General features: G+C 41.8%; 25 protein-coding genes and 5 tRNA genes. 9 read left to right on the plus strand and 21 right to left on the minus strand.

What is annotated here, in order from left to right:
- Positions 1 to 235: 235 nt before the first annotated feature.
- The 5 genes from PNC201_RS11650 to PNC201_RS11670 form a co-directional block, all read right to left on the minus strand.
- Positions 236 to 312 (minus strand) — tRNA-Pro (locus tag PNC201_RS11650).
- A gap of 21 nt (positions 313 to 333) precedes the next feature.
- A tRNA-Pro gene (locus tag PNC201_RS11655) sits at positions 334 to 410 on the minus strand.
- 19 nt (positions 411 to 429) lie between these two features.
- A tRNA-His gene (locus PNC201_RS11660) sits at positions 430 to 505 on the minus strand.
- A 24-nt stretch (positions 506 to 529) separates the two neighbouring features.
- Positions 530 to 606: transfer RNA gene (locus tag PNC201_RS11665), tRNA-Arg, on the minus strand.
- Between the two features lie 41 nt (positions 607 to 647).
- Positions 648 to 724, minus strand: a tRNA-Pro gene (locus PNC201_RS11670).
- 419 nt (positions 725 to 1,143) lie between these two features.
- On the opposite strand from PNC201_RS11670, the gene folD reads away from it, so the two are divergent.
- Complete coding sequence (gene folD, locus PNC201_RS11675) at positions 1,144 to 1,998, plus strand: bifunctional methylenetetrahydrofolate dehydrogenase/methenyltetrahydrofolate cyclohydrolase FolD (protein ID WP_102057141.1); 855 nt, start codon at positions 1,144 to 1,146, stop codon at positions 1,996 to 1,998.
- A 93-nt stretch (positions 1,999 to 2,091) separates the two neighbouring features.
- Here folD and PNC201_RS11680 read toward each other — a convergent pair whose 3' ends face one another.
- The 4 genes from PNC201_RS11680 to PNC201_RS11695 form a co-directional block, all read right to left on the minus strand.
- A complete protein-coding gene (locus tag PNC201_RS11680; protein WP_158299118.1) occupies positions 2,092 to 4,581 on the minus strand; it encodes a hypothetical protein in 2,490 nt (829 codons plus the stop codon).
- Positions 4,582 to 4,642: 61 nt separating this feature from the next.
- Positions 4,643 to 5,149 carry a hypothetical protein gene (locus PNC201_RS11685; RefSeq protein ID WP_102057143.1) on the minus strand — a complete coding sequence of 169 codons (507 nt, stop codon included), beginning with the start codon at positions 5,147 to 5,149 and terminating at the stop codon, positions 4,643 to 4,645.
- A gap of 43 nt (positions 5,150 to 5,192) precedes the next feature.
- Entirely contained in the window at positions 5,193 to 5,690 is a 498-nt protein-coding gene (locus PNC201_RS11690; protein WP_102057144.1) for a hypothetical protein, read from the minus strand.
- A gap of 18 nt (positions 5,691 to 5,708) precedes the next feature.
- Entirely contained in the window at positions 5,709 to 6,467 is a 759-nt protein-coding gene (locus PNC201_RS11695) for a hypothetical protein (protein WP_102057145.1), read from the minus strand.
- A gap of 387 nt (positions 6,468 to 6,854) precedes the next feature.
- On the opposite strand from PNC201_RS11695, the gene PNC201_RS11705 reads away from it, so the two are divergent.
- The gene (locus PNC201_RS11705; RefSeq protein WP_102057147.1) at positions 6,855 to 7,310 is read left to right on the plus strand and encodes an IS4/Tn5 family transposase DNA-binding protein; all 456 of its coding nucleotides are present in this window, start codon (positions 6,855 to 6,857) and stop codon (positions 7,308 to 7,310) included.
- Positions 7,311 to 7,395: 85 nt separating this feature from the next.
- On the opposite strand, the gene PNC201_RS11710 is transcribed toward PNC201_RS11705, so the two are convergent.
- The 3 genes from PNC201_RS11710 to prmB all read right to left on the minus strand — a co-directional run bounded on the left by PNC201_RS11710 (position 7,396) and on the right by prmB (position 9,974).
- Positions 7,396 to 7,827, minus strand: coding sequence for a hypothetical protein (locus tag PNC201_RS11710; protein ID WP_102057148.1), 432 nt, complete (start codon positions 7,825 to 7,827; stop codon positions 7,396 to 7,398).
- Positions 7,828 to 7,893: 66 nt separating this feature from the next.
- A complete protein-coding gene (gene aroC, locus PNC201_RS11715) occupies positions 7,894 to 8,991 on the minus strand; it encodes a chorismate synthase (RefSeq protein WP_010606720.1) in 1,098 nt (365 codons plus the stop codon).
- A 47-nt stretch (positions 8,992 to 9,038) separates the two neighbouring features.
- Positions 9,039 to 9,974, minus strand: a complete 936-nt coding sequence (prmB, locus tag PNC201_RS11720) for a 50S ribosomal protein L3 N(5)-glutamine methyltransferase (protein WP_158299143.1) — start codon at positions 9,972 to 9,974, stop codon at positions 9,039 to 9,041.
- Positions 9,975 to 10,070: 96 nt separating this feature from the next.
- Here prmB and smrB point away from each other — a divergent pair, with 96 nt between their 5' ends.
- Both smrB and PNC201_RS11730 read left to right on the plus strand, forming a co-directional pair.
- A complete protein-coding gene (smrB, locus tag PNC201_RS11725) occupies positions 10,071 to 10,622 on the plus strand; it encodes an endonuclease SmrB (protein WP_102057150.1) in 552 nt (183 codons plus the stop codon).
- Between the two features lie 236 nt (positions 10,623 to 10,858).
- Positions 10,859 to 11,101: a hypothetical protein gene (locus tag PNC201_RS11730; RefSeq protein WP_045990797.1), complete on the plus strand. Its 243-nt coding sequence runs from the start codon at positions 10,859 to 10,861 to the stop codon at positions 11,099 to 11,101.
- Between the two features lie 418 nt (positions 11,102 to 11,519).
- Here PNC201_RS11730 and PNC201_RS11735 read toward each other — a convergent pair whose 3' ends face one another.
- The 3 genes from PNC201_RS11735 to PNC201_RS11745 all read right to left on the minus strand — a co-directional run bounded on the left by PNC201_RS11735 (position 11,520) and on the right by PNC201_RS11745 (position 15,490).
- Positions 11,520 to 12,125 carry a peroxiredoxin gene (locus PNC201_RS11735; RefSeq protein WP_010371125.1) on the minus strand — a complete coding sequence of 202 codons (606 nt, stop codon included), beginning with the start codon at positions 12,123 to 12,125 and terminating at the stop codon, positions 11,520 to 11,522.
- A 320-nt stretch (positions 12,126 to 12,445) separates the two neighbouring features.
- Positions 12,446 to 13,159, minus strand: a complete 714-nt coding sequence (fadR, locus tag PNC201_RS11740; RefSeq protein ID WP_010371123.1) for a fatty acid metabolism transcriptional regulator FadR — start codon at positions 13,157 to 13,159, stop codon at positions 12,446 to 12,448.
- A 573-nt stretch (positions 13,160 to 13,732) separates the two neighbouring features.
- Positions 13,733 to 15,490 (minus strand): winged helix-turn-helix domain-containing protein, encoded by a 1,758-nt coding sequence (locus tag PNC201_RS11745; protein ID WP_102057151.1) that lies wholly within the window; start codon positions 15,488 to 15,490, stop codon positions 13,733 to 13,735.
- Positions 15,491 to 15,635: 145 nt separating this feature from the next.
- On the opposite strand from PNC201_RS11745, the gene PNC201_RS11750 reads away from it, so the two are divergent.
- The 3 genes from PNC201_RS11750 to PNC201_RS11760 all read left to right on the plus strand — a co-directional run bounded on the left by PNC201_RS11750 (position 15,636) and on the right by PNC201_RS11760 (position 18,162).
- On the plus strand, positions 15,636 to 17,135 hold the full coding sequence (locus tag PNC201_RS11750) for an amidohydrolase family protein (RefSeq protein WP_102057152.1): 1,500 nt from the start codon (positions 15,636 to 15,638) through the stop codon (positions 17,133 to 17,135).
- 199 nt (positions 17,136 to 17,334) lie between these two features.
- On the plus strand, positions 17,335 to 17,844 hold the full coding sequence (gene dsbB / locus PNC201_RS11755) for a disulfide bond formation protein DsbB (protein ID WP_102057153.1): 510 nt from the start codon (positions 17,335 to 17,337) through the stop codon (positions 17,842 to 17,844).
- Between the two features lie 12 nt (positions 17,845 to 17,856).
- Positions 17,857 to 18,162, plus strand: coding sequence for a hypothetical protein (locus tag PNC201_RS11760; protein ID WP_017216140.1), 306 nt, complete (start codon positions 17,857 to 17,859; stop codon positions 18,160 to 18,162).
- A gap of 51 nt (positions 18,163 to 18,213) precedes the next feature.
- Here PNC201_RS11760 and PNC201_RS11765 read toward each other — a convergent pair whose 3' ends face one another.
- Positions 18,214 to 18,522, minus strand: coding sequence for a ComEA family DNA-binding protein (locus tag PNC201_RS11765; protein WP_102057154.1), 309 nt, complete (start codon positions 18,520 to 18,522; stop codon positions 18,214 to 18,216).
- A 270-nt stretch (positions 18,523 to 18,792) separates the two neighbouring features.
- Here PNC201_RS11765 and PNC201_RS11770 point away from each other — a divergent pair, with 270 nt between their 5' ends.
- Entirely contained in the window at positions 18,793 to 19,107 is a 315-nt protein-coding gene (locus PNC201_RS11770) for a YebG family protein (RefSeq protein ID WP_010606713.1), read from the plus strand.
- Between the two features lie 94 nt (positions 19,108 to 19,201).
- Here PNC201_RS11770 and PNC201_RS11775 read toward each other — a convergent pair whose 3' ends face one another.
- The 4 genes from PNC201_RS11775 to PNC201_RS11790 all read right to left on the minus strand — a co-directional run bounded on the left by PNC201_RS11775 (position 19,202) and on the right by PNC201_RS11790 (position 23,350).
- Entirely contained in the window at positions 19,202 to 20,392 is a 1,191-nt protein-coding gene (locus PNC201_RS11775; RefSeq protein ID WP_010606712.1) for an amino acid aminotransferase, read from the minus strand.
- Between the two features lie 179 nt (positions 20,393 to 20,571).
- Entirely contained in the window at positions 20,572 to 21,237 is a 666-nt protein-coding gene (locus PNC201_RS11780; protein ID WP_102057155.1) for a GAF domain-containing protein, read from the minus strand.
- 127 nt (positions 21,238 to 21,364) lie between these two features.
- A complete protein-coding gene (locus PNC201_RS11785; protein WP_102057156.1) occupies positions 21,365 to 23,023 on the minus strand; it encodes a fused response regulator/phosphatase in 1,659 nt (552 codons plus the stop codon).
- A gap of 21 nt (positions 23,024 to 23,044) precedes the next feature.
- Entirely contained in the window at positions 23,045 to 23,350 is a 306-nt protein-coding gene (locus tag PNC201_RS11790; RefSeq protein ID WP_010371095.1) for an STAS domain-containing protein, read from the minus strand.
- 143 nt (positions 23,351 to 23,493) lie between these two features.
- On the opposite strand from PNC201_RS11790, the gene PNC201_RS11795 reads away from it, so the two are divergent.
- Positions 23,494 to 23,823 carry a translation initiation factor gene (locus PNC201_RS11795; RefSeq protein WP_017216143.1) on the plus strand — a complete coding sequence of 110 codons (330 nt, stop codon included), beginning with the start codon at positions 23,494 to 23,496 and terminating at the stop codon, positions 23,821 to 23,823.
- A 40-nt stretch (positions 23,824 to 23,863) separates the two neighbouring features.
- Here PNC201_RS11795 and PNC201_RS11800 read toward each other — a convergent pair whose 3' ends face one another.
- The gene (locus PNC201_RS11800; protein ID WP_102057157.1) at positions 23,864 to 26,827 is read right to left on the minus strand and encodes a bifunctional diguanylate cyclase/phosphodiesterase; all 2,964 of its coding nucleotides are present in this window, start codon (positions 26,825 to 26,827) and stop codon (positions 23,864 to 23,866) included.
- Positions 26,828 to 26,863 lie beyond the last annotated feature (36 nt).

The raw sequence follows: 26,863 nt of genomic DNA on the forward strand, positions 1-26,863 counted from the left end.
TTACTAACAAGACAACCATCATGCTTTTTATGGGCCTTCGGCTAAATTGCCAAACTCTCCGTTGCATGTGACGCTTGTTGCCTGCCCTACGGGCACTACGTTAATTAATAGACGCGGCATTATAACCTATTCAACGACGGAGTCGAGCAATCAGGTTAAATAATTAGGCATATTGGTGCTAATTGATTAAAAGTTAGTAAATTTGAAATAAAGGACTGAAATACTAGAGAGAAAGTGGTCGGCGATGCAGGATTTGAACCTGCGACCCCTTGGACCCAAACCAAGTGCGCTACCAAGCTGCGCTAATCGCCGAACATATATATTTTGTAGAAGTGGTCGGCGATGCAGGATTTGAACCTGCGACCCCTTGGACCCAAACCAAGTGCGCTACCAAGCTGCGCTAATCGCCGACTAATTTTGGTATGTAGATGGGGCGACTGATGGGACTTGAACCCACGACAACCGGAATCACAATCCAGGGCTCTACCAACTGAGCTACAGCCGCCACTACATGTGGATTAAAATAAGATGGCGCACCCTGAAGGATTCGAACCTTCGACCGACGCCTTAGAAGGGCGTTGCTCTATCCAGCTGAGCTAAGGGCGCAAACTCGTAAACATCTTCATGCTACATTCTTATTTTAAAAGTGGTCGGCGATGCAGGATTTGAACCTGCGACCCCTTGGACCCAAACCAAGTGCGCTACCAAGCTGCGCTAATCGCCGACTGTGACCTTGGAGAACTAAGAACCTTTTTATCGGTGAGTCCTCGTTGGCAACGGGGTGCATAATAGTGATTTGCCCGAAGTAGGTCAAATATTTTTTTTAGTTTTTGTTTCAACTGCCTAATTTTGCCACAAATTGTTGATAAAACAGCTGACTTAAACAATTTTTGAGCGGTTCTTGTAGAACCGATCATGAAAACCTTTGCTTTTACGCAATGCAAACTTGGCGGGCTGGCTGTTTTTTGAGAAAATAGCGGGCAAATGTCCTCCTTTGTTGTAACTAAAGGGACATATAAATAGAGCGACCCCATTTTCATCTTTATTAAGCAATCATTTCATCAATACATGAAAGTGCTTGTATAGAAGAATTTAAAGGCTCTATCATCGTTCAAGTTTTTTAACCCTTAATATAGGTCAATCATGACGGCAAACATCATTGATGGCAAAGCTATCGCGAAACAAGTTCGTTCTACTGTTGCACAACGAGTTCAAGACAGACTAGCGCAAGGTCTAAGAGCGCCAGGCTTGGCTGTGGTATTAGTAGGCCAGGATCCCGCGAGCCAAGTTTATGTTGGTTCAAAGCGTAAAGCCTGTGAAGAAGTCGGATTTGTTTCTAAATCTTTCGACTTACCAGGTGACACAAGCGAAGAGCAATTACTTGCGCTTGTTGATGAGCTTAATGCAGATCCTGAAGTTGATGGGATCTTAGTACAATTGCCGCTACCTGAAGGCCTAGACGCAGAAAAAGTGTTAGAGCGTATTGATCCTCATAAAGACGTCGACGGCTTTCACCCATATAACGTAGGTCGTCTTGCCCAAAGAATGCCAGCACTGAGACCTTGTACGCCAAAAGGGATCATCACCCTACTCGACTCTACCGGTGTGCGTTATAAAGGCATGCATGCTGTTGTGGTTGGTGCTTCAAACATCGTTGGTCGTCCTATGTCGCTAGAACTATTACTTGCCGGTTGTACTACAACCGTTTGCCATAAATTTACGCAAGACTTGGAAGCTCACGTTCGTCGCGCCGATCTATTAGTTGTGGCGGTTGGTAAACCTGAGTTTATTCCAGGCGACTGGGTTAAAGAAGGCGCGATTGTCATCGATGTAGGCATTAATCGCTTAGAATCTGGCAAACTGGTAGGTGACGTGCAATACGACATCGCAGAACAAAACGCGAGCTTCATTACCCCAGTGCCAGGTGGTGTGGGCCCAATGACCGTCGCGAGCTTAATCGAAAATACGCTAGAAGCGTGTGAAAAATATCACAGTTAGCATATGTTAAAATAGCACTTAGCCGCCATAACTGTGCGGCTTTTTATTATTCAATGAAAACTAGCCACTCTAAAAATAACACTGACAATACTCTTATTTTTCCGCTTCAAACAACTTAATCTGAGCTAAGTAAACAATATAATCCTGTGCCAAGTTTGTATCAATCACTTGTTCACAACCGCTGCATTGTAAATCTTGATCTTGTAAATACTGCTCTGGCACCCTCATTAAGTACTTCCCCTGCTTCAATCGGTCAATAATTATGAAGCCATCTTGTTCTGTAGATACTTTTCTAATCATCTTACCGTCATTGATATCAACGATTTCCATTGGTACGTATCCGCTATTTCTTTGCTTTATTCCATTCACTGAATATTTCAATACTTCACCTTCGGCTTCGTAGACTTGATAAAAAGGTAAAGCGACGTCAATAACTCCACCAGGGTGGGACTCTAGCTGCACACTTGGAAAAGCTGATACTAAAAAAGGATTATCTAGCGCTTCCGCATCCACTTGAAATAAGATTGGATCATAAGCATCAATGCCCACTAAGTATGATTTCTCTCCGTCAAAAAATTCTTTTGGTCGCTGATTTGCTGTTCTAAGCTTTACTCCGTTTAATAAAGGTTCTGATAACTCCTTATCCCATAAGCCGTTATAGTTTTCATCTAAAAATGCAAAGTTGTTAACCAGGCTACCTCGTCGTAGTGAAGAACTACTCAAAGTTGCGATCGGATCTTTCCCATGGAACGAAAATGAAAGGCTTAATGTTGCAACTGTGTCTCCTTGAGTACTATGGGATAACGCTAGACTCAACGCCGCAGTATTAAACGATTTTGCAACTCTAAATTTTGCAGTCGTATCATGTCGATTACTATCGTGACGGAGTGAGGCTGAAATATTATAACCTTGCATATAGCGATTATAGGACAAAGTAAGCTGATCATTGGCCTGATTTTGAAACTCTCTGCTAGCCGAAAGATTAATAGACCCCAAACGGCTACTTAATGAAGAAACGAATGACACTTTTTCTGCCTTAGAGCCGCCTATTTGATTATTCCAACTAAATAAGTGGCTCGATGTGTCTGTCGAGTAACCTAGTTTCATCTCCACAGTTCGTTCTACGGTGTCAAAATTATTGCTTTTTCCTTCATAGTAGGAACTGTCAAACTTAAATGTACCTTCAGTGTACGTGTAACTGTATGATTGGCTTTGAATCGTATCTTCGATAACTTCCTTGCGACTACGATGCATATATAACATATGTTTATCCAGCGCTAAATTTAGCTGAGTGTCGTAAACAAGCTGCTCGCCGTAGCCTAATTTACCAATAAACGCTGACCCCTCATTACTGCGCCATTCTATATCTGAAAACGGTAGTACTCTATTTTGACTTTCATCATGAGTCCATTCCGATCCGAAGCGCATCAAAGTAGACTGATTAGCAATGTAAGTTGCGTTTGCCATCGCAAACTTTTGCCCTGTGTTCGTTCTCTTTTCTCCTATCAAGCGTGTACCAGAATCAATCATGGTAAATTCAGAACTCCATTGCCCCGCTCGAAGACCCAGCCTACTGGGACGTTCAATATCCCTTCTTTCTTGCTGGCCATCAGGGTAGGTAAAGAAAAGTTGATAGCGCACCCGACTGTCTCTAAAATTAAGTTCTTTAAACTCGTAAAACCCATCATCGTTTGCCACCATAAAGTCTTGTAGATAATCATTTTGATATAAGGCCACCTCAGTACCTGGCATAACATACCCGCTGATATTTTCCCTAAGCTTTTGACTACTTCTTTCATCTTGTCCAAAATATACCCCTACACCTTTTGATACATTGGACGAAAATGTCGCTTGAGAAACTCGCATATCGCCGACCTTATATGTCATAGGCACAGCATTTATTTGTAACTTTCGGGATAAAAGCGCTTCACCTCTCAGGTCACTTTCAGCGCTGTGGCTTAACTGGATATCCGCCTGATGAAATAGGATGTCCTGAGAAAGTTGAGTATATACCTGATGGTTAACCGTGTTTTTATGTTTCAATGCAAGGTTTATATCTATGTTTGGCAAAGTGAAAAGTCGGTAATCATTATCTTTTATCAACCTAGACTGTCTGTGCTCTTTTATCGCCGCAATTAACTCTTTTCGTTGCTGAGCGATTAGCTCTTGCGTTTTGGGATGTTTACCATGTGTTGTAATGCGCAACCATTGCTTTGCTTGGTTAAATTTATATTCCAGCGACAAGATTCGTAATGTTTCGATCGATACGTAAACATCCCCATCTTCTATAGTAAATAGATTTGGTTCAAGTAACACATCTATTGTGTTCTGCCAAAATTCGCCGTGTAAGCGTCCCTCTTTAACATCAAGCTCTAACGTACACGCCAATTGCTGATTAAAGGTATCTAATAATATATAGTAATGTTGGTAATCTCGGGTAACTAGCTCTATTTCACCTTGCACTAGACGCTCATCTATTTTTAGATCAGCAAAAATATAATCTATCTGCTCCTGAGCAGGGCTCACTGATATATAAAGTATGCTAATTAGTAGCAGAAGAGAACGTAATGTATTGGATTTCAAACGCGCACTATTGAAGACAAAGAAGATATGCTAGCTACGACTGTAGCTAGCACTTATAGATTTACTGATATGCCGCGATAATGTCATAAGTGAAAGATTTTTCACCTGCACTTTGCATCGCTGCAGCGTGATCAATCAGTGTGATCTTGCCAAATTGGCCTAATGCCAAGTTACCATCTGCGCCCAACTTTTGATGTTCAGGGTGAGTTGAAGAGGTCAACTCGTCAACAGTAAAACGCAAACCGTCTAGCTCTTGAGATTGCGCTGGAACTGTCCATGTAACATCGGCATACGGTACACCGCCTAAATTAAAGTGAGCATATGTACCTCCACCACTACATAATCTATCTTCCGCAGAAACACGCCCAGGCTGACGAGGCTGTGAAGTACAAAATGCGCCTAAATTCGTTGCACGAGTTACAACAAGCTCTGGAAATGCCATTTGTTGAGTTTGTGTTATGGTTAGTGGCAGCTCTTCCTTTTTCAAAGTGACTTGCACTGTATATTGTTCAGCGCTCGCGGTTGCAGAAAGAGCAAGTGCTAAGGCAAGTGTCGATAGCTTTTTCATATATATTTCCTTTTTAAGTTATATAGTTAAGAGCAGTTCTTCATTATTGATATGCAACAGAGATATCAAAGATAAAATGATAGTCATTTGATTTCGCAGTACTTTTATCTACCAACGTAATTATGCTTTGCGCGACATAGCGTGCTTTGCCCGAAGCATTCAATTGCAGCGTTCTAATGATTGGCGCCGCCTGTTCATTTGTAGATAGTCGCAAGCCATTAATTGTATGATCAGCGCTATGCGTCAACACGACAGTAGCATTAGCAGCACCAATAATCTCATAAGTTCCTGGCTGTCCGATAAGGCCTGGACACAAAGACTGTACTGAGCTGCTAGGGTTAGGCATGCCTGAGGCTTTGCAGCTGGCTCCTTCTTTAGTACTGCCGTCGGATAATAATTCTGGGAACTCTAGTGCCTTGACTTCGACAATTTCCAAGGCTGACTTTAAAGATTCATAAGTTACCGACAAACCAAACTCTTTTGCATAAGCACTGATAACAGGAGTGATTAAAAATAACGCAAAAAAAATAGATTTTTTCATAAAAATTCCATTTAAAATTTATATTTTGGTTTGGTACTGCAAACCTACATCTTCCTCTAAACTTTCCATTAAAATAGATAAAGTACCACTTACCTGCTCTCGCTTTAGTTCCGTTCTAAAAACTCTTTGATTTAACTCAGGGTAAATACTGATTTGATTGGCACGATATAGCTCCTTCCCTTCCTCATCTTTTATTACTAAGTTCCCACTAAATGAGCCAAGTCCCTTTCGTAAGAAAGTTAATTTTAATTTGCCATCAGCATCATCAAAAAAATGATTTTTGAGCGCCACGCTCGCTCTCTCCTCGTCAGAATAATTGCGTATAAAAACAGGAATGATATATTTTATATTAGGCTGAACAAATACTCCAGACACTTGCTTAACCGTTTCTGATGTTAAAGATTCGACTAAAACATGTGAGCGAAACTCGCCTTTTTCTCTTACACTCTTTTTTATTAATCTAATTCGAGCAAAGCTTTTCGGAGGTATATCACGCGCGATTCTTGGTCCAATTCGCAAAAATTCTTTCGCAGATAGAGGATACTCATCTACCATTTCTAAATGGCCTGCTTCATGCATTTGCATTTCAGTCAAATTGACTCTGAAACTTTGTAACTTATCTGAGTCATTATAAATTCTAAATTCGGCTCTTCTATCATTTTTTTCAAAAACAACCCTCGTTTTATCTAGCTTAAAGCTCGCACTCTCAACTTGTAACGCAAAGAAAGAAAAAAAAACAAAAAAAGTACTTTTCAGTATTTTATTAAAACCACCCAAATCAGAACTCCAAATAGAAATTTACCGTATTTAAACCCAACAAAAAAACACAGTCAACACCAAAATAAAAAAACAAAAAATTAACACTTAAAACAAAATAAAAACAAACAAATCTGGATTATCAAATAAAAAACAGCAATAAAAATACGGAACACATAAAATATAAAGTAAAACACATAATAACTATAAAAGCCTTGGTTAAGGAAAAGCATAAAACCCAGAAATTTCAAAAATAAAAAATTGAAAAAAACACAATTATAAATAAGAAAACAAAGGCATCAACAGACTGTCTTTCATACACAAATCTCTCGATGAAAATCGGGGATTTTTTGAACTTAGCTGATTGTTCTCGATCTGATCTGTTTTGATATAACTACGAGGTTAGTTATGGTATTTTCAAAAAGTTCAGAGCAATGGGCATCAGAAACATTTTCTCAAGCAAAGTTAGGTGATATTCGCAGAGCAAAAAGATTGATTGTATTGGCCTCTAAACTTCTAACTAAGTTAGGGCAACCTCTCGTGCAATCACCTACTTCTCCAGCAGATATTGAAGCGGCTTACCGTTTTACTCGCAATAAAGCAATCAATGCCCAAGCCATAGCCGAGGCAGGCTTTCTAGCGATAGCAAATTGTGTTAACCACTGCGAGTGTCTGCTCGCTTTAGAGGACACCACTTCGCTTAAATTCAAGCATCAAGCAGTATGTGACGAAATGGGACACACGAGTTCGAACAAGCATTCGCATGATAAGCATGCTTACTCAGTATTGCTGTTTTCACCAGAGCAGAAACATGTCGTTAGTCTCATTGAGCACATGAGAAATCAATTTAAATGGCCAAAATAATCGTCATGCAAGCCGAGTAAATGAAAGCAAAGAAAGCTACAAGGGGGGCTGGCATCAGAAGCGATGTTGACTCGCCTTGGCTGTACTAACTCATTAGCGTGTCCTTGTTCGCTTTGTTTTCTTCCTGAGTTACCGCTTCTCTCATCGCTTCTTGTAAGGCAGCCATCCGCTCTTCTAATTCTTCAGGTGAAATCTTCCCCTCAGCCGCAAGCTTTTCAAGTTCTGCCATTTTCTCTTTTAATTCGTCTATTTTCTCTTTATTTGCCCCTAAGCGGCTAAACATTACCGCTTCTCTCATTTTTTCTAGAAATGACTGATTACGCTCCACCACTTCATATTTATATGGCTCGTCGGCTTTATTATCCAGTACAGGGGATGATTGGGTTGCGATGTTAGCAGCCGCGACATAGTCTTGCTCCTGCGCAGCGGTATTAGCTCGTTTAGTTTGGGCAAGGCTTTGCTGCTCCAAAACAGACTCAGTGGTACGAATTGCGGAGTGGGTTTGGTAAGTGATCATGATTGCTCTCCTTGATTTGTCCAAGAAAAGCAATCACTGTGCCAAAATTAGCTTACTCGCTACTGGCTAGATATGACCAGGAATTGGCTTATGCGGCAAATTGACGTCTTGGTTTTGACCACGGTGACGTAATAAGTGATCCATGAGCGTAATAGCCAACATGGCTTCTGCGATTGGAATGGCACGAATACCAACACAAGGGTCATGGCGACCCTTAGTCACAACTTCTTGTGGTTGGTTGTGGGTATCAATACTCTGCCCCGGTACCGAGATACTTGAAGTCGGTTTTAGCGCAATTGATGCGATAATATCTTGCCCTGTAGAAATACCCGCTAAAACGCCGCCTGCATGATTAGAAGTAAATCCCTGTGGCGTTAGCTCATCTCTATGCTCAGAGCCCTTTTGCTCAACCACATCAAAGCCATCACCAATCTCTACACCTTTTACGGCATTAATGCTCATCAAGGAGTGCGCTATCTCAGCATCCAGACGGTCAAACACTGGCTCACCTAAACCAACAGGCACATTTTTCGCCACGACTTTTACTTTCGCGCCGACTGAATCACCTTCTTTTTTCAGCGTACGCATATATTCATCTAGCGCTTCTAGCTTAGCTTCATCGGGAAAGAAAAATGGATTGGTCTCAACCGCTGACCAATCATAATGCTCGGCTTTAATCGGGCCTAATTGAGAAAGACAGGCATTGATTTCGATGCCGTGGACTTGCTTGAGATACTTTTTCGCAATTGCACCTGCTGCAACTCGAATGGCAGTTTCACGTGCCGACGACCTACCACCACCGCGATAATCTCTATGCCCGTATTTGTGCCAATAGGTATAGTCGCCATGACCCGGGCGAAACAAGTCTTTGATGTTTGAGTAATCTTTTGAACGTTGATCGGTATTTTCAATCAACAATCCAATGCTCGTACCTGTGGTCTTGCCTTCAAACACACCCGAGAGAATTTTTATCTCATCGCCCTCTCGGCGCTGCGTTGTGTAGCGGCTTTGGCCTGGTTTGCGTCTATCTAAATCGATTTGTAAATCAGCTTCAGTGATCTCAAGCCCTGGTGGTACACCATCCACCACGCCACCAAGCGCGGCGCCATGGCTTTCACCGAAGGTCGACACCTTAAATAATTGGCCAATGCTATTGCCTGCCATCGTTTTTCCTCATTCCTAAATAGACGATAGAGAGCATTGGCTCCCTATCAGTTTTTAAAGTATTCAAATAGTTGTTGTTTGGTTACGACAAAGACCCCTAAACCACCATGCTCAAAGTCTAACCAAGTAAATGGCGCTTCAGGAAATTGCTGCTCCATATGTACCATAGAATTGCCAACTTCGACAAATAACAAACCATCATCATTTAGATGATCGGCCGCTTCTGCAAGTAGTGTGCGGGTCACATCAAGGCCATCTTCTCCTGACGCCAAGCCAAGCTCTGGCTCATGATGGAACTCCTCTGGCAGATCTGACATATCTTCTGCATCAACATAAGGAGGGTTTGCTACGATTAAATCGTACTTTTGACCCGGTACACCACTAAATACATCAGACTGGATAGCAAAGACTCTGTCTTGCATCATATGCTGATTAATATTGTGATCAGCCACTTCTAAGGCTTCAAAAGAAATATCTACTGCGTCTACTTGTGCGCGCTCAAATGCTTTGGCCAATGCAATCGCAATACAACCAGAACCCGTACACATATCTAAAATACGCGTTACTTTATTCGGTGCAGCTACCCAGGGGGCAAAATGTTTTGCGATTAACTCTGCAAATGGTGAGCGTGGTACTAATACGCGCTCATCAACATAAAACGGCATACCAGCAAACCAAGCTTGATTGGTTAAGTAGGCGACGGGAATACGCTGCTCGATACGTGCTTTGATAAACTCCATCAGATGCGCTTTTTCACTTTGTGTCATACGCGCATGCATGATTTCTTTGGGGGCATCAATTGGCATATGCAACACCGGAAGCACTAAACTGACCGCTTCGTCCCAAGGATTATCCGTACCATGACCAAAAAACACCTCGTTACTCACAAACTGGCTCGCTGTCCAGCGTACCCAGTCCTGAATGGTATGTAAGTCTTGAAAGGCTTCAACGGCCATTTCTTCGGTAATAAGTGGTTGCGACATTTCCGTCATGATGACTCTCTAAAGATCAAACTATATGGCGCTATTGTAGCGGTTTTTAAGCTAGGTTTTTATGCTTTTTTTATTTAAAATGCCATCATGAACAGAGAATCTAAAACTAATGCTGACCTAAATGACGATTTCGCGATGTTTCGTGAGTCTTTGAATGGTGTAAAACCCCTCAAACAAGATCAGGTGCAGCTCAAACAAAAGAAAAAAATTCAGAGCGTTGAGCTGAAGCAACAAATCAAGCAGCAGCAATCTGAGTTTTACTTTTCTGACGAGTATATTCCTGATATTGATACCTCGGGAACCATCAATTTCGTAAAGCCCGGGGCTGATCGCTATTTAGCAAAGCAGCTAAGGCGTGGTGACTACGCGCCCGAACTCATCTTAGATTTACACGGGCTAAATAAAGAAACGGTAAAACAAGAACTGGCAGCATTAATTCATGCTTGTAAGAAGCAGCATATTGCTTGTGCGTGCGTGGTGCATGGAATTGGTGAGCGTGTGCTTAAACATAAAGTACCACAGTATCTTGTCCAGCATCCAGATATACTGGCGATGCACCAAGCACCTTTAGAATATGGTGGTAAAGGGGCGGTATTAATCTTGGTTGACCTACCTGATGACCCTAACTTTGGCCGTTAATTCGGCCCAAACATTGTTTTTCATCCTTTCTTACTTCGCTTAATCCAGCCTTAATAAATTTAACTAAATCTTAGCCATTTCACCCATTTTTCACTGGTCAAATTCACCATTTCACTAATTCCCCTGTGCAAAATAAAAATTAAAGCACATAAAAATCAATAAGATAAAATTTAAATTCATTTTGGCACAACCTTTGTAATAGTTATTGCGACTAACAAATTACAAGGAAACTTATTATGACTACTTTAGCGAAAATCACCATGACAACTTTATTGTTTACAGCAAGCATGACAACAACAGCTGCAGAAATTGATGCTTCATTACTTCAAGAAGTAAAAACCAAAGTAACGCAAGCTATCACTGAGTCAATCAAAGCGAATCTAGAAGAAATAAAAATTGAGACCAAACAGTCTTTAGAGAAAGCGTTTCAAACAACCAATAACAACGAGCAAGAAAAAAAGGAAGAGACTAATGATTAATGAACTCGAATTTCTGAGTCTGCTCGCAACTCCCGTGATCAGTTTATTTGCCGCTTACCTAAGCATTCAACTGATAAAATCACTGGGTCAGTTTATCAACTTTAACTAGCATGGCACTTGCTAAAGTAGGCAAGGTAGCCGAGTAGTCAAAGTATCATACCAATTGAATTAATTTTCTAATCAATTTGAAGGATGAAATAGCATATTAGCGTCGTTAAAAATTTCTCATTTAGAACAACTAAATAGCAAAATTTTTGCCTAGCTACTAAAGCTATTTCTCCGCTTCAAATAGCTTATTTGCTAAATACATTTGGTATTACCCTGAGAAAGCTATTGAGGTATCAGTAGCCATTAAAAAACCCGCCAATTGGCGGGTTTCTTTTTGATATCAGCGAGATATCACAAAGTCGACACTAAATTATAGTGCGCCTTCGTTTTCAGATAGGAACTTAGCAACACCTTCAGGGCTTGCATCCATACCTGCTTTACCTTCAGTCCAACCAGCTGGACATACTTCACCGTGCTCTTCGTGGAATGCTAGTGCATCAACCATGCGAAGCATTTCATCGATGTTACGGCCTAGTGGTAGGTCGTTAACTACTTGGTGACGTACATTACCTTCAGCATCAATTAGGAAAGAACCACGGAAAGCAACACCAGCTTCTGGGTGCTCAACGTCATATGCTTGACAGATTTCGTGCTTAACATCAGCGATTAGATCGTATTTAACTTGACCGATACCGCCTTCGTTTACTGGAGTGTTACGCCATGCGTTGTGTGAGAATTGAGAATCGATAGAAACACCGATCACTTCAACACCACGCTTTTGGAACTCTTCGTAACGCTTGTCGAACGCGATTAGCTCTGAAGGACAAACAAACGTGAAATCTAGTGGGTAAAAGAAAACAACCGCTTTTTTACCTTTAATACGCTCGTGCAGGTTGTAGCTATCTACGATCTCACCGTTACCTAGTACTGCTGCTGCTGTAAAGTCTGGTGCCTTGCGGCCTACTAATACACCCATTTTTATCTCCAATAGTTAGGTTTATTTCCAATCTTATTTGGTATCTCGTGTCGAGACCAAAATATCTTGTTCATAATATTGTGGCGTGCTTATGAAAAAACAACCCTAGCTAGATTCATAACCAAAGTCTCTTTGTCATTCTCATCGCCAAAAACTGCGCCTAGTGTATTTGGCAAGTGCCATAATTAACAATCGAATTTACCGATAGCACCAATCTATAAATTCGATGAGACGCAAATACCTCCGCTCAATATGCCATTCGGAGATCAAAAAAGGCTTCACGAAGAAGCCTTTTTAAGATGTCTATCACTCAATGGACATTAGTCCATGATATTTTCGGGCATATCACCGCGGATCTGCTGCCAAATTTCACCCGATTGATGACCATACTTACGCATTAATGAAATAGCACCATCGTGTTCTTGATTTTCTGCCAGTTTGGTTAAATCTGCATAGAACTGTCTCGCCAGTCCTCGTGTTCTTGAATCAGAAAAGTAATGGCAACCAATTTTTGAGTATAAACCTCTGAAGCCATTTAAAATCAGCACATAAATTTTGTTTTGCCCAGCCCCTGCCAGCTCATGGTGAACTTGGTAGTCATAATCGGCAAACGCTTCTGCGGTGTCTTCTAGCTCTTCATGCTTAGACAAAATATCGATAACACGCTGCGGATTGAATTTTATCGCCGCACGCGTATAGATAGCACTAATATTGGTACGCGCTGACAGCAGCTGATCGGTCAACTCAGGCATCTTATCTTCATCAAGACGCGCTAAGGTTTCTAATATATTAAGCCCTGACGTTTCCCAAAAGTTATTTACTCGGGTTGGCTTACCATGTTGGATAGTCAACCAGCCATCACGAGCTAGCCTTTGTAATACTTCGCGCAGTGTTGTTCTTGTTACACCAATGAGTTCAGAAAGCTCACGCTCAGCAGGTAGAATGGATCCCGGAGGGAATTCGCCGTTCCAAATTGACTCAACAATATATTCTTCAGCAAATCCAGCTGGGCTCTTGGCTTTGAAAATTCTCATCTCACACCACTTTATTATTACATCAATGCCTTGATTGGCAGGTTGTGCTTGTTAATCCACTGATTGTACCAGATGAAGCTCAACTAACAAGCTACAAATCACCCTAGCTGAAAATAGCCATGTTTAATGCAGATGAGATTGTTACGCGGTGTGAGGCTTCGAACTCACTTAAGGCGATATAGACTTGGCCATAACAGGCTCATCTTCGCTAAACACTGAGCTGTTAATGTAAACAAATTGCTCCCCATCAGACCATCCTGCCTCTGCTTTCATTTTGTATAACTCAAATGCTTCTCCTTAAAGTGCACACGAAACGACTGCGAAATAAACAGACAAAGCGGCATGTAATAATGTTATTGGACATCTTTTGCAATTTACTTTTGAGCGTTGCTTGCAAACAACAAAGCAGCTTAAGGAAACCAAAACTCACAGGCAACAAAATCAAACCCTTTTTTTAAAAGCCAATATCAAAGTCTGCCGAAACACAGAACCCCTATTCAAGGAATCACCAAAAAAATTCGCTCCCTATTTTTAAATCACATAGCGAACTTTATACCTGAGTAACCAAACGTATTAGAGCTCGTTTTGTCCGCTTTCAAGCTTATTCAGCCATGCTTGTTTAAATTCGTGGTCTGATGTCAAAGCGAGATATAGATCCGTAGCAAAAAAACTATCATTGTAGTCGGGTAACCAACCTGTGTTGAGCAGCTGCGTTAGCGCTTGTTTCGTTTCTGCTACGTCATTGTTAAGTGCAAACCAGTAAGGAGATAACGCTGCATCTAGCTGATTTCCTTGATTAAGGTATTGTGCCAACAACTGTGTTACTCGCTTGAGCTTGCTTTGTTCACCTGTACGTTTCAGCATCAGTGCATAAGTAAGGTATTGCCCTACATTGCCTGCCTCTGGCAATTTAAGCGCCGCGATATCAGCAAAATGCTGTTCAAAAAGTGTTAGCGCAGGTTGTATTCTCTGCAGTGCAAGTAAAGCAAGAATATAAGGCATCACATAATGATTACCCTTTGAGTCGAGCTCGTATCGCTGTTTTAAGAGTTCTTCGGCCTTTTCGAAATCGCCTTGTCGCCATGCGATCCCGGCTTCAACATAGAGTCTAAATGCTGTAGAAATTGAACCTAAATTTGCGGCTTGCTGATATTTTTCCTCAGCTTCTTCTGCTCGCCCTAAACTCAATAACACCAATATGTGGCTCAACTGCTGCGCGGGGTACAATTTACTATGACTGATGTGATTGTTGTGGTACCACAGCAAATATTGTCTTGCCCTATTCTGGTTAAGCGGATAAAAGTCTAGCGCATAGAGCGGATTGTTTTTGGTGTGAGGGGCTACGGCAACGCTACGATCAAAATATTTTCGAGCGAGTACTAACTCTCTAAAATTCAAATAGGCATAGGCTAACCCTCGGATAATAACCGCATCGTTTGGTGCTAACTGATACGCTTGTTTATGCGCAGCAATTGCATCGGGTATTTTGTGTTGGTCCCGAAGAAATCGACCATACCAATGCCATAGGCGAGCATGCTTGGTTGAGAGCTCAAATCCGCGCTTAAAATAATCCCGTGCTTGCTCAATTTCATTCTCCATCACCGCAAAGCGCGCAAGAGAGGTTATCACTTCAATATTTGTATCATCTAAGATCCGTGCTTTTTCTAACAATGGTCGACACAAAGCAAGCGATTCATACTCTGACACCGCGCCATATACGCTAAGCCCCATAAAGACATTGCATAAGCCACTGAGTGCCTCGACATTATCACTTTGTTTAGATAACACTTGTTGATAAATCGTTTTCGCTCGCGCTAACTCCTCCACCGCTGTACTTCGGGATAGGTGTGTGGCAAGAGTGATCTCATCAAAATACGGGTTGTTTTGTGTCTTGTGCTTTTGATCAGTTTGAATATAAAAAGCAAAAAAAGCGATGAGAGCGAGCAACGTAATAGTGACACCAAGCAGCCAAATTCGCTTTATGCTCACAGGCATCACAGCCACTTTATGCTCTCTAAGCGCAATGTTTGGATGAATGCGGTAGCCTTGAGCTGATATTCTTTCTATATATTCTTCGTATTGCGGATCTGTGTTTAAAATCTTTCTTAACTGCGCAACAGCTTGATAGACCGAATTGTCAGACACCACCTTCGGGTGCCAAACTAACTCGACGAGGTTATCAATACTCAGAGGCTCAGCTTTCGCTTCGACCAGCACCAACAGTAATTTCATCACTTTTGGGGTGACGGTATATTCACGGCCAGCCGGATACTCCACAATCTGGTTCAATCTAGGCACAACAAGCCAATTTCCCAAAAGCAAATTTTTCAACCCAAGAACACCTTATATTATTGATTATTATAGTTTTAATTAAATTAAGAAAAATTTCAGAGTTAATTTATATGAAAATTAAAACACAAAGTATCTCGCCAGTTATGCTCGAAGGCATCTAATACGACACTAACTGGTTTTCATTATGAAAAAACAAACATTAATATTTGCGGCCTGTTGCGCCCTGTCTTCTCATGCATTATTTGCAGCAGTGGACCTTCGTATCGACAATGCTACCATTTTAAATCCTATTGATAAGCACCAAGTCAATATCATTTCCAATCATTGGCTCGCCATCCAAGATGGCAAAATTATACAAGTCTCTGACTCAAGTCAAAAACCGGATGCAGCACAGGTCATTGATGCTCATGGTCAATACCTCATACCAGGGTTAACCGATAGCCATGTCCACCTAAAAACTATGCCGGGGTTGCTTAACACTTCTCCTAGAGCTCGCCAAATGCAGGCAGCATTTTTACAACGGCAAGGCGCTAATTATCTTTACTATGGCGTCACGCAAGTTATTGACCCGTCAAACACTGCAATCGGCATGACCGAATTTACAGCAAATGGCCCCGCACCCGACGCCTACTTTTGTGGCGCAATGCCGGTTTACCAAGGGTATAATGCTCAAGGCCTTAGTTACTCAAAGCTACATCAACATAAACCCTACTTTGCTGCACAACACAGCGATCCTGCTTATGAGCTGACGCCATCTCAAGCACACGCTCACCAAGGAGCTCAGCCCTTGACGCGAATGAAATCTGACGGTGCAACTTGTGCCAAACTGTACTTTGAAGATGGCTTTGGAGAAAACAGTGCAATACCGCTTATCAACCAAGAAACTGCCAAACAGCTAGTCGAGTCCGCAAACTCAATGAAGTTACCCGTAATGGCACATGCGAATGCCGTTGATATGCAACAACTTGCTGTAGATGCCAATATCAACGTTATGGCGCATGGACTTTGGAACTGGTTAGCGCCAAATACAGCCCCTAGCGAAAGCGAACTACCAACCAATGTAAAAGCTGTGCTGGATACCATCATCGAAAAAGACATCGCCTATCAAGCCACATTAAATGTGATGAATGCTCTGGCGAAAGTGACTGACAACACTTTCACCTTCTCATCTGAATATCGTACCGTATTACCTCCGTCTCAAATTGCTTGGTATCAAAGTGAACCTGGTCGCTGGTTTTCTCGAGAAATGGGTCAAGGCTGGGGTGAAATAAGTAATCAACAAAAGGTGGCTAAACTTGAGCAAGTTTTCTCACAAGGGCAACGAGCACTAAATTATCTATATAAAAATGGCGCAACCTTGCTGCTTGGCTCAGATACGCCACCCGCACCAACTTATGTCTCGCAACCTGGCTTATCGACTTATCAAGAATTAACGATGATGGATCAAGCCGGAGTAGGCCTCGTTAGCTTGCTATCTGCTGCTACCATTAATAATGCGAAAGCATTTGCGATAGACAACCAGTACGGCAGTATCGCAGCTGGGAAAGTGGCAAATCTATTACTTTTAAATAGTAACCCTTTGCAGTCAGTCGCGGCTTATAACGATATCGAATATGTTATCTTACATGGCTCCGCCATTGAACGTGCTACTTTTCATATCGATGCCCTCGAGAAAAGTGAGTGAGTAAATACGCCAGAATAGAAATGCTGATAATGTCGGTCTCACCTCAATTGACTTAATCAAGTGATCTATTCTGATATTTTCGAACTTCTGCTGGTAACAAGAGTCGAAAAATCGTCGCAAAGATAGCGCACACAGCCGAAGTAAGGTTGCTCTAACGCGGCCAGATAAAGCATAATAAAACAAAAAGGGTTTCTCTATAATGAAGATTTCATCTTTTCATCTCTCTAGGCAATCTTGGGGATTGCTAGCACTATCCGCTGCTATTTTTGAAGCCGTTGCACTGTATTTCCAATACGGTATGGGTTTAGAGCCCTGTATTATGTGCATCTATCAGCGTTTTGCTATGTTGGGGTTATTAGCAGCTGGTTTAATCGGTATGATTTCTCCTCGCTCTTTCGCACTGCGTAGTCTGGCATTTGTTTCGTGGGGTGTAGGCAGTATTTGGGGTTATTTTATCGCCCGTGAACATATCAATATGCAAACCACAACGGATCCATTTGCTTTTACCTGTGACTTTGTACCAAACTTTCCTGCGTTTATGCCGCTGCATGAATGGCTGCCAAGCTTTTTTGCTGCAACGGGTGACTGCGGCAACATAGATTGGTCTTTTGCAGGATTATCTATGCCTGGATGGATGGAAATTATCTTTGCATTTTATAGTGTTGCATTTATTCTTTTCTTATTTTTCCACGTTACCAAAAGAAGTTGAGATATCACATTCATGCATTTTAGGTTAAGCCAAATTGAGCAACTGAGAGCGTTTAAATTACGTGACAAGCAGATGATCTTACGTCTTGCACTTAGCCACCTTGATGCAAAAACAAAGGTCGTGTTAAGAATAGCCAAGTTGCTACTGCTCACACCGTTTTTTGCCTCATTGGTCGTATTTGAAGGCTGGCTGTTATTACCTGTCTTACTCGTGGCAGGATTAATTTATCCGCTACTGACCACACCACTGGAAATACAATTTGGCAAACCCAAGTTAGCTCAGGCAATCGCTGAGTTTAACGCCTCGAATAAGCCCTGATCTTCAATCTACCTGTGTGCGAGCAACTAAGCTCGCACACAATAACTACGACTAGACTCTAATTTTCCCCTCCAGTTTTGCCAATATTCCTTTCCCAATTCCTTTTACTTCCAGCAACTCCGTTGTTGTTTTAAAGCGCCCCATTTTCTTACGGTACTCTACGATGGCTTCAGCTTTACGAATACCAATCCCTGGTAAACTTGAAAGCGCCGAAGCGTCAGCGGAATTAATATCGAGTACAGCACTTTGCTGCTGTGTTTGATAGACAGATTTTGCTTGATCCGTAGGTTTTGCGAGCACACTTGAACAGCTTAAACCTAGCGCCAATAAAATAGAAAGTATGGTGGGTTTATTGAACATATATACACTCCTTGTGCGTAAAAAGTATCCAAAGCTTACTGCATTTACCTCGGTGAGTGATTGCAGAAGCTTTTTAAATAAAGATTGGAATATTGACTTTGTCAAAAAACATTCATTCTTTCAAAAATCAAAATAAACATTAAGCTTTTGTTTTTAATGAATTTAATTAATTCTACTTCACTCAACAGCACTTGAAAAATTTTCAAAATAACTTGCTTAATCACTCGATTCGATTTACTGTATAAAAAAACAGTGACTAGGGGAATAACCATGGCCGTTATCATCAAATATGTTGTTGAAAGAAATGGAGTCGAGCGTATGACTTTCACGTCTAAAAAAGAAGCTGATGCTTATGATAAGATGCTAGATGTAGCTGAAGCATTGGAAGACATGCTAACGAAAGTTGACGTGCCGCTAAGTGAACAACAAGTTGAATCCCTAGCGCTTGAAATTGCAAAACAAAAAGATGACTTTGTGTCTGTGTTAAAAGGTGGCAAAGTAGCACCAAAGGCCAATACCAAAAACAAATCTGAAAACGAAAAAGCGTCAGATCCAGATAAAGTGACCAAAATTAAGCAAGCCTAAATGATAATAACCACTTACTTCAGTGGGTGGTTTAGGCTGAAAATAAAAAACCGCATGTTCTGCGGTTTTTTATTTTGTGCTGTGTAGCGTGGTATTATTTAATCACGCTTGCCACTGCGTCAGCAAAGTAGTCAATATTGTCTTTGCTTACGCCAGCTACGTTAACGCGGCTAGAGCCTACCATATAGATAGCATATTCAGTGCGTAGTCTGTCAATTTGCTCTTTGTTAATACCCAAGAAAGAGAACATACCGTGCTGACGGTCAATGAACGAGAAGTCTTGCTCAACACCTTTTGCAGCTAGGCTTTCTTTGATCAACGTACGTAGACCATTGATACGACCGCGCATTTCGTCAAGTTCGTCGTACCACATTTGCGTAAGTTCAGTACTGCTTAGAATGGTATTTACAATATCAGCACCGTGTGCTGGCGGCATTGAATAGATACTACGAACCACACTAAGTAATACTGAGTTTGAAACATCAGCAGTTGCACTGTCTTTTGCAATGATTGAACACGCACCGATACGCTCGCGGTATAAACCAAAGTTTTTAGAGCAAGATGAACAGATGATCATTTCATCAACTGTATCCGCAACCGTTCTAAGGCCTTGTGCATCTTCTTCAAGGCTAGTACCAAAGCCTTGGTATGCAATATCAATTAATGGCGTAAAGCCTTGCTCTTTTGCAAGTTCAGCAACCACTTTCCATTGCGCTTGATTTAAGTCCATACCACTTGGGTTATGACAACATGCATGAAGTAGTACTACATCACCTTTAGGTACTTGCTTCAGCGCATTGATCATCTCATCAAACAACAACCCTTTGTTTTCGTAGTCGTAGTAAGGATACTCTTTAACTGTTAGACCAGCTGCTTCAAATAGGCTGATGTGGTTTGCCCAAGTTGGAGTCGTAACCCAAACAGTTGCATTGGTGTTGCAACGTTTAATAAATTCGGCAGCAACACGTAATGCGCCAGTACCACCAGGTGCTTGCGCCGTACGTACGCGATTTGCCAATAATGTACTATGCTCTCCAAGTAACAGTGTTTCCATCTTTTGACAGAAGTCTAAATTACCAGCCAAACCAATATAAGATTTTGTCGTTTCGTTTTCTAAACGAAACGCTTCCGCTTTTTTAACCGCTTTAAGTACCGGCGTGTTTCCCTGCTCGTCCTTATAAACACCTACACCAAGGTCAATTTTGTTTGGGTTAGTGTCCTGTTTATAAGCGGCCATCAGGCCTAAAATAGGATCTGTTGGAAGTGGTTTTAGCTCTGAGAACATGGCTTATCTCTTTTATTTTAATTAATGCAAACTCGAGCGGCTGACGCCCGATTCCAGTAGACTTGATGGTAACATAGAGACTTGCATCTCAGTTACCATATTTATCTAGAATTTTATTCATTTTTGTAAACTTGGCAGCACCACAAAGGCGTCAAGTTTACAGCCGGACATTCCGATAATTATTTGGGTAAATATTCAGGGATTCTCGTACATGCTGCTGCAAGCAATGCTAAAATTTCTTCGTTGAAAAATGACTCAGAAAACGCTTCTGCATCAATAATTCCAATACAATTTTGAGCATCATCGAATAATGGCATACAGGTTTCTGCTTTCACCTTTGGATCGCAAGTGTAGTACTCTCCACCACTGGCGACATATTGAGGGATGTCATTAATCACTCGAGCTTTAGCACTTAATACCGTTTGAATATTATTTGACGTAGCGGCAAAAGCCTCCGTTATTGGGAATAGCGGTCTACTCGGCGCGCCAGAGTACGCTAATTTGAGAAGTTGTTTCCCTTCATTTGTCGCTCTTGCTTGGTATATGCCAAACCAATCAACAGCTGTAAATTCAACTACCGCTGACACTATCGTTTGTAGCTTAGCAAGCGATTGCTCATTCACCGTGTTCTTTTCAACGTAGTCACTCAACAAAAAAGGCGCTTCCTGAAGGTGCCCAAACAAGCTACAAGCGCCTCCTTCCCCAAGCTCAGGGATCTGATATGACCACACAGAAAGGCTTGAGTTTTGCTCAATATAAGCATCTAGTTTTTCTAATTGCAGCAAAAGCAATTCGCGGGAGATAGATAATCCACTCAATGAAATATAATCTGACATTTTAGCCATCTAAACATCTAAAGTTAATACAACTTTACCACGCTCTTTATACCTTGCCAACACTAAAAAACAGGTACATAGAGTAATAGGAATAGATATTAAACTAAAGCAGAGGTGAAATGCGCTTGAGTGGAATTTAGACCGATTTGGAGGTGAGTGAATAAATCATTTCTACTTCATTTCCAGCACTGTTGTAGCTAACGCTTTGGGCAATCTCGTTAAGTAAGCTAACACCTCGACCGTGGCTATGCTCTTGCTGCGCTTTATTGCGCTCGCTTGATTCAAAACCATTACCTGAATCACAAATGTTGAAGTATAGCTTTAGCTCTTCAGGGCTATAGCGCACAGAAATAATAATTAGCGCTTCTTTTAGCTCCTTCAAAACACTCTCTCGCAGACTATAGAACTCAAAAAACCCATCTTCTTTGTTTTTAATCTCAGAATCTAACCCCAGCACACCGTGATCTAAAGAATTATTGTAGGCCTCTGAGAGTAATAAGAAGATGTTAGAGCGATGCGCCGAAATACCGTCAACCTCACTAAGCAAATCCACCAGCTCAAGTACCGGATCTGTCGTTTTCATCTGCTTGGCATCTAAAGATAACGAAATATTAAACGGCAAACTTGAATAATGGTTAGGCACAGAAACAATTGAATCGCTAGCAACGCAATTAACAATCGCGATACTTAAGTCATCTTGTTGCTCTGTATTGCCAGAAAACTCGCGAACTTCAGAGATAATTTGATCCGTGGAAATATGCTGCCGACTCGCCAGCAAGCGCTTTAACCGTCGTTCGCCATACATTTCCCCCCGCTCAGACTCAGACTCGATGATACCGTCTGTCGCCATTACGAGGCGTTGGTCGGGGCTAACTTCAAAATGCAGCAGATTACGTTCAAACTCATCGACTTCTAAAATGCCGAGTGCCATATGTTGGCTCTCAATGGTTTTAATAAGGCTACCATTTTGGTCAACCAGATATAAATCTGGCAAACCACCAAGCCAAGCAGAAACACTTTTCCCTGAGCTGCTCAATTCAATGATTGCTGCTGCACAAAACATATGACCGGGTAATAACTCATTAAGGGCGGTATTGAGCTCAACGGCTATATCACTAACCGCCATCCCCTTTTGCACCATAGTATAGAAAATGCGCGACGCAGGAAGCGCGCCGACCGCAGCTGCTAAACCATGGCCAGTAAAATCACCAAGTAAACAATAAAAGCCACCCATCGGGCTCTTGGCCATTAAAAACATATCGCCATTAAACATTGACGCGGGTGACAAGTGATATTCACAAATCTCAGGATATTCAGATTGTTGTGCAAGCGCATTACTAAAGATGTGCTCAACAATCTCGTGCTCTCGCTCTATTTGGTTATAGTGATATTCTAGTTGTCGGCGTTGTTCGTTGCTTTGTTGGCTGAGCCTACGAGTCCTCGCATGCGCTTTGATTTTGGCTGATAAAATGACTTTATCAAACGGCTTATGAATAAAGTCATCGCCTCCTACAGCGAGACACTTTTCAAAGCTGCTTTGATCTTCAAGTGCAGTGATAAAGATGATGGGGAGGTATACGTCGCCCGCATATTGCTTTATTTTGGGGGCAGTCTCAAAGCCATCCATTACGGGCATGACAACGTCTAGCAGCACGATGTCGATGTCCTGACTTTCGAGAATTTTTAATGCATCACGACCATTGTGCGCACAAAAAACGGTATAAAATTGTTGCTCAAGCATCGCCTTGAGCAGCTTACAGTTTAATACCTGATCGTCGACTACCAAGATATTCATGAGGGGCTAATCTATCGGCGTTCAGTCAATATCAAACTTCTTATCAAAACGAGAGATCTGGAGGATTTTCTTAAGTTGCGGACGACAATTACTAATTTGAATGCTAGAAACTGAGCTTCCTAGTGTTTTTTTCATATTTAACAGCATACCCAAAGCGGAGCTGTCCATATAGTCGGTTTCACGCAGGTCAACAACAACCTTTTCGGTTTGATCATTCACCTCCGCATACGCCTGACGAAACGATTGCACCAAATTAAAGTCGAACTTGCCTCTAATTTGAATGGTTAGTGTCTTACCGTCAGCAGAAGCGTTTTTACTCAAGCTCATCATTAAGCTCCTAAATTATTTTGATTTGTTTCCCCTCACCAATTTAAATATAACGCTTAAAAATCATTTAGCAAAAAATAAAAAACATCTAATCTGCTTTTTGCTATGATCTCTGCAAAGAACCCGTAAGAGGACCAAAATCAATGTCAGAATCAAGACTTGTGTACTCCACAGATGTAGGCCGTATTGACACCAAAGAGCCAAAGCAAGAAGTTCAAGGGAAAGTTTTTAAGGACGGCGCCGTTCGTATTGAAAGACAAACTAAAGGGCGCAAAGGTAAAGGTGTTATGCTTGTTGTTGGCATCGATAGTGAACAGCACGATCTCAAGAAATTGGCAAAAACGCTTAAATCTAAAATGGGTCAAGGTGGTGCAGTTAAAGAAGGCGTTATTGAAATTCAAGGCGATGACAGAGAAAAGCTTAAGCAATTATTAGAAGGCCAAGGCTTCAAAGTGAAAATCGCTGGTGGTTAAGCGCTTATTATTTTCAGCCCCAAGCTTTGGGGCTGAGTCGCTATACCGCTGGGGCAAACCGCAAAATCTCGGCTTCACTTAACGGCGGGCTGTAGTAATAACCTTGTACAATATAGCAGTTATTTTTCGCCAAGAACGTCATCTGAGCCTCAGTTTCCACCCCTTCAGCAATAACCTGCAAATTTAATTTTTGCGCCATCGCAATGATAGCTGCAGTGATTTCCATATCGTTCGGATCTTCAGGGATATCCTTTACAAAGGAGCGGTCTATTTTGAGTATATCAACTGGGAAACGCTTAATGTAACTCAAAGACGAATAGCCTGTACCAAAGTCGTCAATAGACAGTGAAACACCAAGCGCTTTGATATCTTTAAGTTGTATGATTGCCGCTTCCACGTCTCCCATCAGCATACTCTCGGTAAGCTCAAGGTGCAGTAGAGTCGGCTCCATCTCAGTTCTGTCTATAATATCTGACAGCGTGCTGATCAATTGTGCATCTTTAAACTGCCTCGCAGAAAGGTTGATGGATATGTTGGCAATCTTCCCCGCGGCTTTTAAACGACGAGAAAAATGGCACGCTTCTTCTAACACCCATGCACCAAGCTCTACGATTAGGCCTGTCGCTTCAGCAATTGGAATAAACTTACTTGGCGGAATAGTTCCCTCGCTCGGGTGGAACCAGCGAATAAGCGCTTCATAGCCTACAACTTCTCTACTTTCACTGTTCACTTGTGGCTGATAATGCAAGGTAAATTGTTGCGCTTTAATTGCTATACGCAGCTCGTTTTCTATATATAGGCGCTCGTTAGCAGCTTCGTCTAAATCTTGGCTATAGAAATGGTAAGTGTTCCGCCCTTTTGCTTTGGCCTGATACATTGCCAAATCTGCATGTTTAAGCAGCTGCTCTTCTTCTTTACTGTCAAACGGAGCCATGGTGATACCAATACTTGCACTGACGATCACTTCGTTATTCCCCAGTTTTATTGGTTCTGCCAGTGTCTTTTGAATGATATTGGCAACTTCCATGGCATTTTCTCGCTCATTGATGCCACTCAGTAACACCGCAAACTCATCCCCACCCAATCTGGCAATGGTATCTTCTGCACGGAGCCGCTTTTTCAATCTCGTCGCGACTTCAAGCAATAAGCGGTCACCCGCGTCATGTCCCAAGGTATCATTGATGCGTTTAAACTCATCTAAGTCAAAGTAAAATAGAGCAAAGGCGTAATGACCACGTTCGGCAAGCGCCATGGATTTACGTAACTGCATCCTGAAAAACGTTCGGTTGGCAAGGCCAGTTAAGGTATCAAAGTAAGCCAATTCTTCCATTTTACGCTGGCTTTCTTTTACAAACGAAATATCTTGGGCTGAGGCGACATAACTTGAAATTGCGCCGCCTTCTTCACGGATCGGCGACACGCTCAAACTGACCCAAATAGGCGCCTCTCTGTTACCCGCCAACATGGTATCCCCGCGCCAATGATTGCGACTGCGTAAGTCAATATCGATATCATCAATGAGAATTGCCATGTCTTTTGAAATAATACTCAAAAGCGGAGAGCCAATAAAATGCTGTTCATCATAGCCCGTCATTTCCTGCATTTTTGGATTGACGTACTCAATTTGAAAATGCTCATTGGTCAATACAACGCCTGTACCAGAGAAAGCCACAGCTTTTGACAAACGGTTTGCCGCCTTTTCAGCGATTTCCTTTTCTGTAATACGTTGATTTAGGCCATTTACAAGCTGTTTTATCTCAACACTCATGTCATTAAATGAGGCGTTCAATTGACCTATTTCGTCATCGGTATGCGGCAAGGTTGGCGTATCCCACTGCCCTCGGCCAAATCCCTTCACTGCTTTAACAAGCGCATTGATGCGTTTGAGTACTAATTGATATAGAACCTGATGCAGTAATATCGCAACAAAAATGGCATACAGAATAAACAAACCAAAGAACTTAACTTTAAGCTCTTCAATGGCCGAGATAGCCGACGCCCGCTTCTTGTAGATCCCAATGTACCAATCTAAATTGGCAATATGGGTCACGTGCATAATATGCCAGTTGTCTTTATACCTAAATTCATCTTGGATATTTGGTAGCTTAGTAATAAGTGCAGTTTGTACTATTTTACTCAAGTCTTCAGGTAGTTTGTTGTGGTCCAATAGCTGCCCGGTCGTAGCGGTGGTTTTAAACAGACTGGGAGCTGCCAATAATCGACCCTGTTTATCAAAAACGATGAAGCCTTGCTGATGGTCAGATTTAGGTAATTTTTCGAGTAAGGTGGTCAACTCTATATCGCTACCCGTTAACCCAAGGTATTTATCATGTAAGTATAAAGGCACCAAAATACTCACCACCCACTTGTTCCAAACCCTATCAAAATACACGCCCGACCAAACCGCTTCCCTCGTTGGGTTTTGTTCAGCGTGTAAAACAGGCAAGTTATGAAGCTGATTATTTACCAGCCTCGGGTCTTTCGCTAATAAGGCATTAGGAGGTGCAACACGAACAAAGCCATCTTTTGTAGATAAGTAAAAATTAAAGAAATCTTGTAACAGTGGAGGCGCAAGAATGTTCCAGAGCAATTCAGATTCAGAAAATAGCTTTTGCACTGACTGCAATTTTAAATTGCCAGTATACATAGCTGCAGAGAGGCCATTTTTAGCTGTACTCGCTAAGTTTTCGCCACGCACGTCAACGCTCGCTTGTGCGCCAGATAAATCTTGAACACCGTAAAGTAAGTGTTTGGAAACCACTGAGTTGGCTTGTTCGGCCAAGTTGGCTTTAAGATCGAGGTAATTTGAGAACTGATTGTTCACCTGCGCACTAAAACGCTTGAGCTCATCATACTCTTCATAGATTAACTGCTTTTCTTCAGATTTTAGCATCAATGCCGCAGCAAAAACCCCCGCGATCAAACACACGGCCGAAATCAACATCGACAGCTTTACACTTAAAGAGCTTGCACCATATCTTGATGGGGGACGACGATTGCCCACAAGTTAACCTATTCTTTTATTTACAGTGGTGGTGTT

Source organism: Pseudoalteromonas sp. NC201, assembly GCF_002850255.1.
Taxonomy (GTDB): Bacteria; Pseudomonadota; Gammaproteobacteria; order Enterobacterales; family Alteromonadaceae; genus Pseudoalteromonas.

What these genes read in the sequence shown, in the direction of transcription:
- prmB (WP_158299143.1), bottom strand. Translation starts at nt 9,974, where the DNA reads ATGTCGCAACCACTTATTACCGAAGAAATGGCCGTTGAAGCCTTTCAA.
- PNC201_RS11780 (WP_102057155.1), bottom strand. Translation starts at nt 21,237, where the DNA reads ATGGCTAAAATGTCAGATTATATTTCATTGAGTGGATTATCTATCTCC.
- PNC201_RS11750 (WP_102057152.1), top strand. Translation starts at nt 15,636, where the DNA reads ATGAAAAAACAAACATTAATATTTGCGGCCTGTTGCGCCCTGTCTTCT.
- fadR (WP_010371123.1), bottom strand. Translation starts at nt 13,159, where the DNA reads ATGAGAATTTTCAAAGCCAAGAGCCCAGCTGGATTTGCTGAAGAATAT.
- PNC201_RS11785 (WP_102057156.1), bottom strand. Translation starts at nt 23,023, where the DNA reads ATGAATATCTTGGTAGTCGACGATCAGGTATTAAACTGTAAGCTGCTC.
- PNC201_RS11765 (WP_102057154.1), bottom strand. Translation starts at nt 18,522, where the DNA reads ATGTTCAATAAACCCACCATACTTTCTATTTTATTGGCGCTAGGTTTA.
- PNC201_RS11795 (WP_017216143.1), top strand. Translation starts at nt 23,494, where the DNA reads ATGTCAGAATCAAGACTTGTGTACTCCACAGATGTAGGCCGTATTGAC.
- PNC201_RS11790 (WP_010371095.1), bottom strand. Translation starts at nt 23,350, where the DNA reads ATGAGCTTGAGTAAAAACGCTTCTGCTGACGGTAAGACACTAACCATT.
- PNC201_RS11760 (WP_017216140.1), top strand. Translation starts at nt 17,857, where the DNA reads ATGCATTTTAGGTTAAGCCAAATTGAGCAACTGAGAGCGTTTAAATTA.
- PNC201_RS11735 (WP_010371125.1), bottom strand. Translation starts at nt 12,125, where the DNA reads ATGGGTGTATTAGTAGGCCGCAAGGCACCAGACTTTACAGCAGCAGCA.
- PNC201_RS11730 (WP_045990797.1), top strand. Translation starts at nt 10,859, where the DNA reads ATGACTACTTTAGCGAAAATCACCATGACAACTTTATTGTTTACAGCA.
- dsbB (WP_102057153.1), top strand. Translation starts at nt 17,335, where the DNA reads ATGAAGATTTCATCTTTTCATCTCTCTAGGCAATCTTGGGGATTGCTA.
- PNC201_RS11710 (WP_102057148.1), bottom strand. Translation starts at nt 7,827, where the DNA reads ATGATCACTTACCAAACCCACTCCGCAATTCGTACCACTGAGTCTGTT.
- PNC201_RS11775 (WP_010606712.1), bottom strand. Translation starts at nt 20,392, where the DNA reads ATGTTCTCAGAGCTAAAACCACTTCCAACAGATCCTATTTTAGGCCTG.
- PNC201_RS11705 (WP_102057147.1), top strand. Translation starts at nt 6,855, where the DNA reads ATGGTATTTTCAAAAAGTTCAGAGCAATGGGCATCAGAAACATTTTCT.
- aroC (WP_010606720.1), bottom strand. Translation starts at nt 8,991, where the DNA reads ATGGCAGGCAATAGCATTGGCCAATTATTTAAGGTGTCGACCTTCGGT.
- PNC201_RS11690 (WP_102057144.1), bottom strand. Translation starts at nt 5,690, where the DNA reads ATGAAAAAATCTATTTTTTTTGCGTTATTTTTAATCACTCCTGTTATC.
- smrB (WP_102057150.1), top strand. Translation starts at nt 10,071, where the DNA reads ATGAACAGAGAATCTAAAACTAATGCTGACCTAAATGACGATTTCGCG.
- PNC201_RS11770 (WP_010606713.1), top strand. Translation starts at nt 18,793, where the DNA reads ATGGCCGTTATCATCAAATATGTTGTTGAAAGAAATGGAGTCGAGCGT.
- folD (WP_102057141.1), top strand. Translation starts at nt 1,144, where the DNA reads ATGACGGCAAACATCATTGATGGCAAAGCTATCGCGAAACAAGTTCGT.
- PNC201_RS11685 (WP_102057143.1), bottom strand. Translation starts at nt 5,149, where the DNA reads ATGAAAAAGCTATCGACACTTGCCTTAGCACTTGCTCTTTCTGCAACC.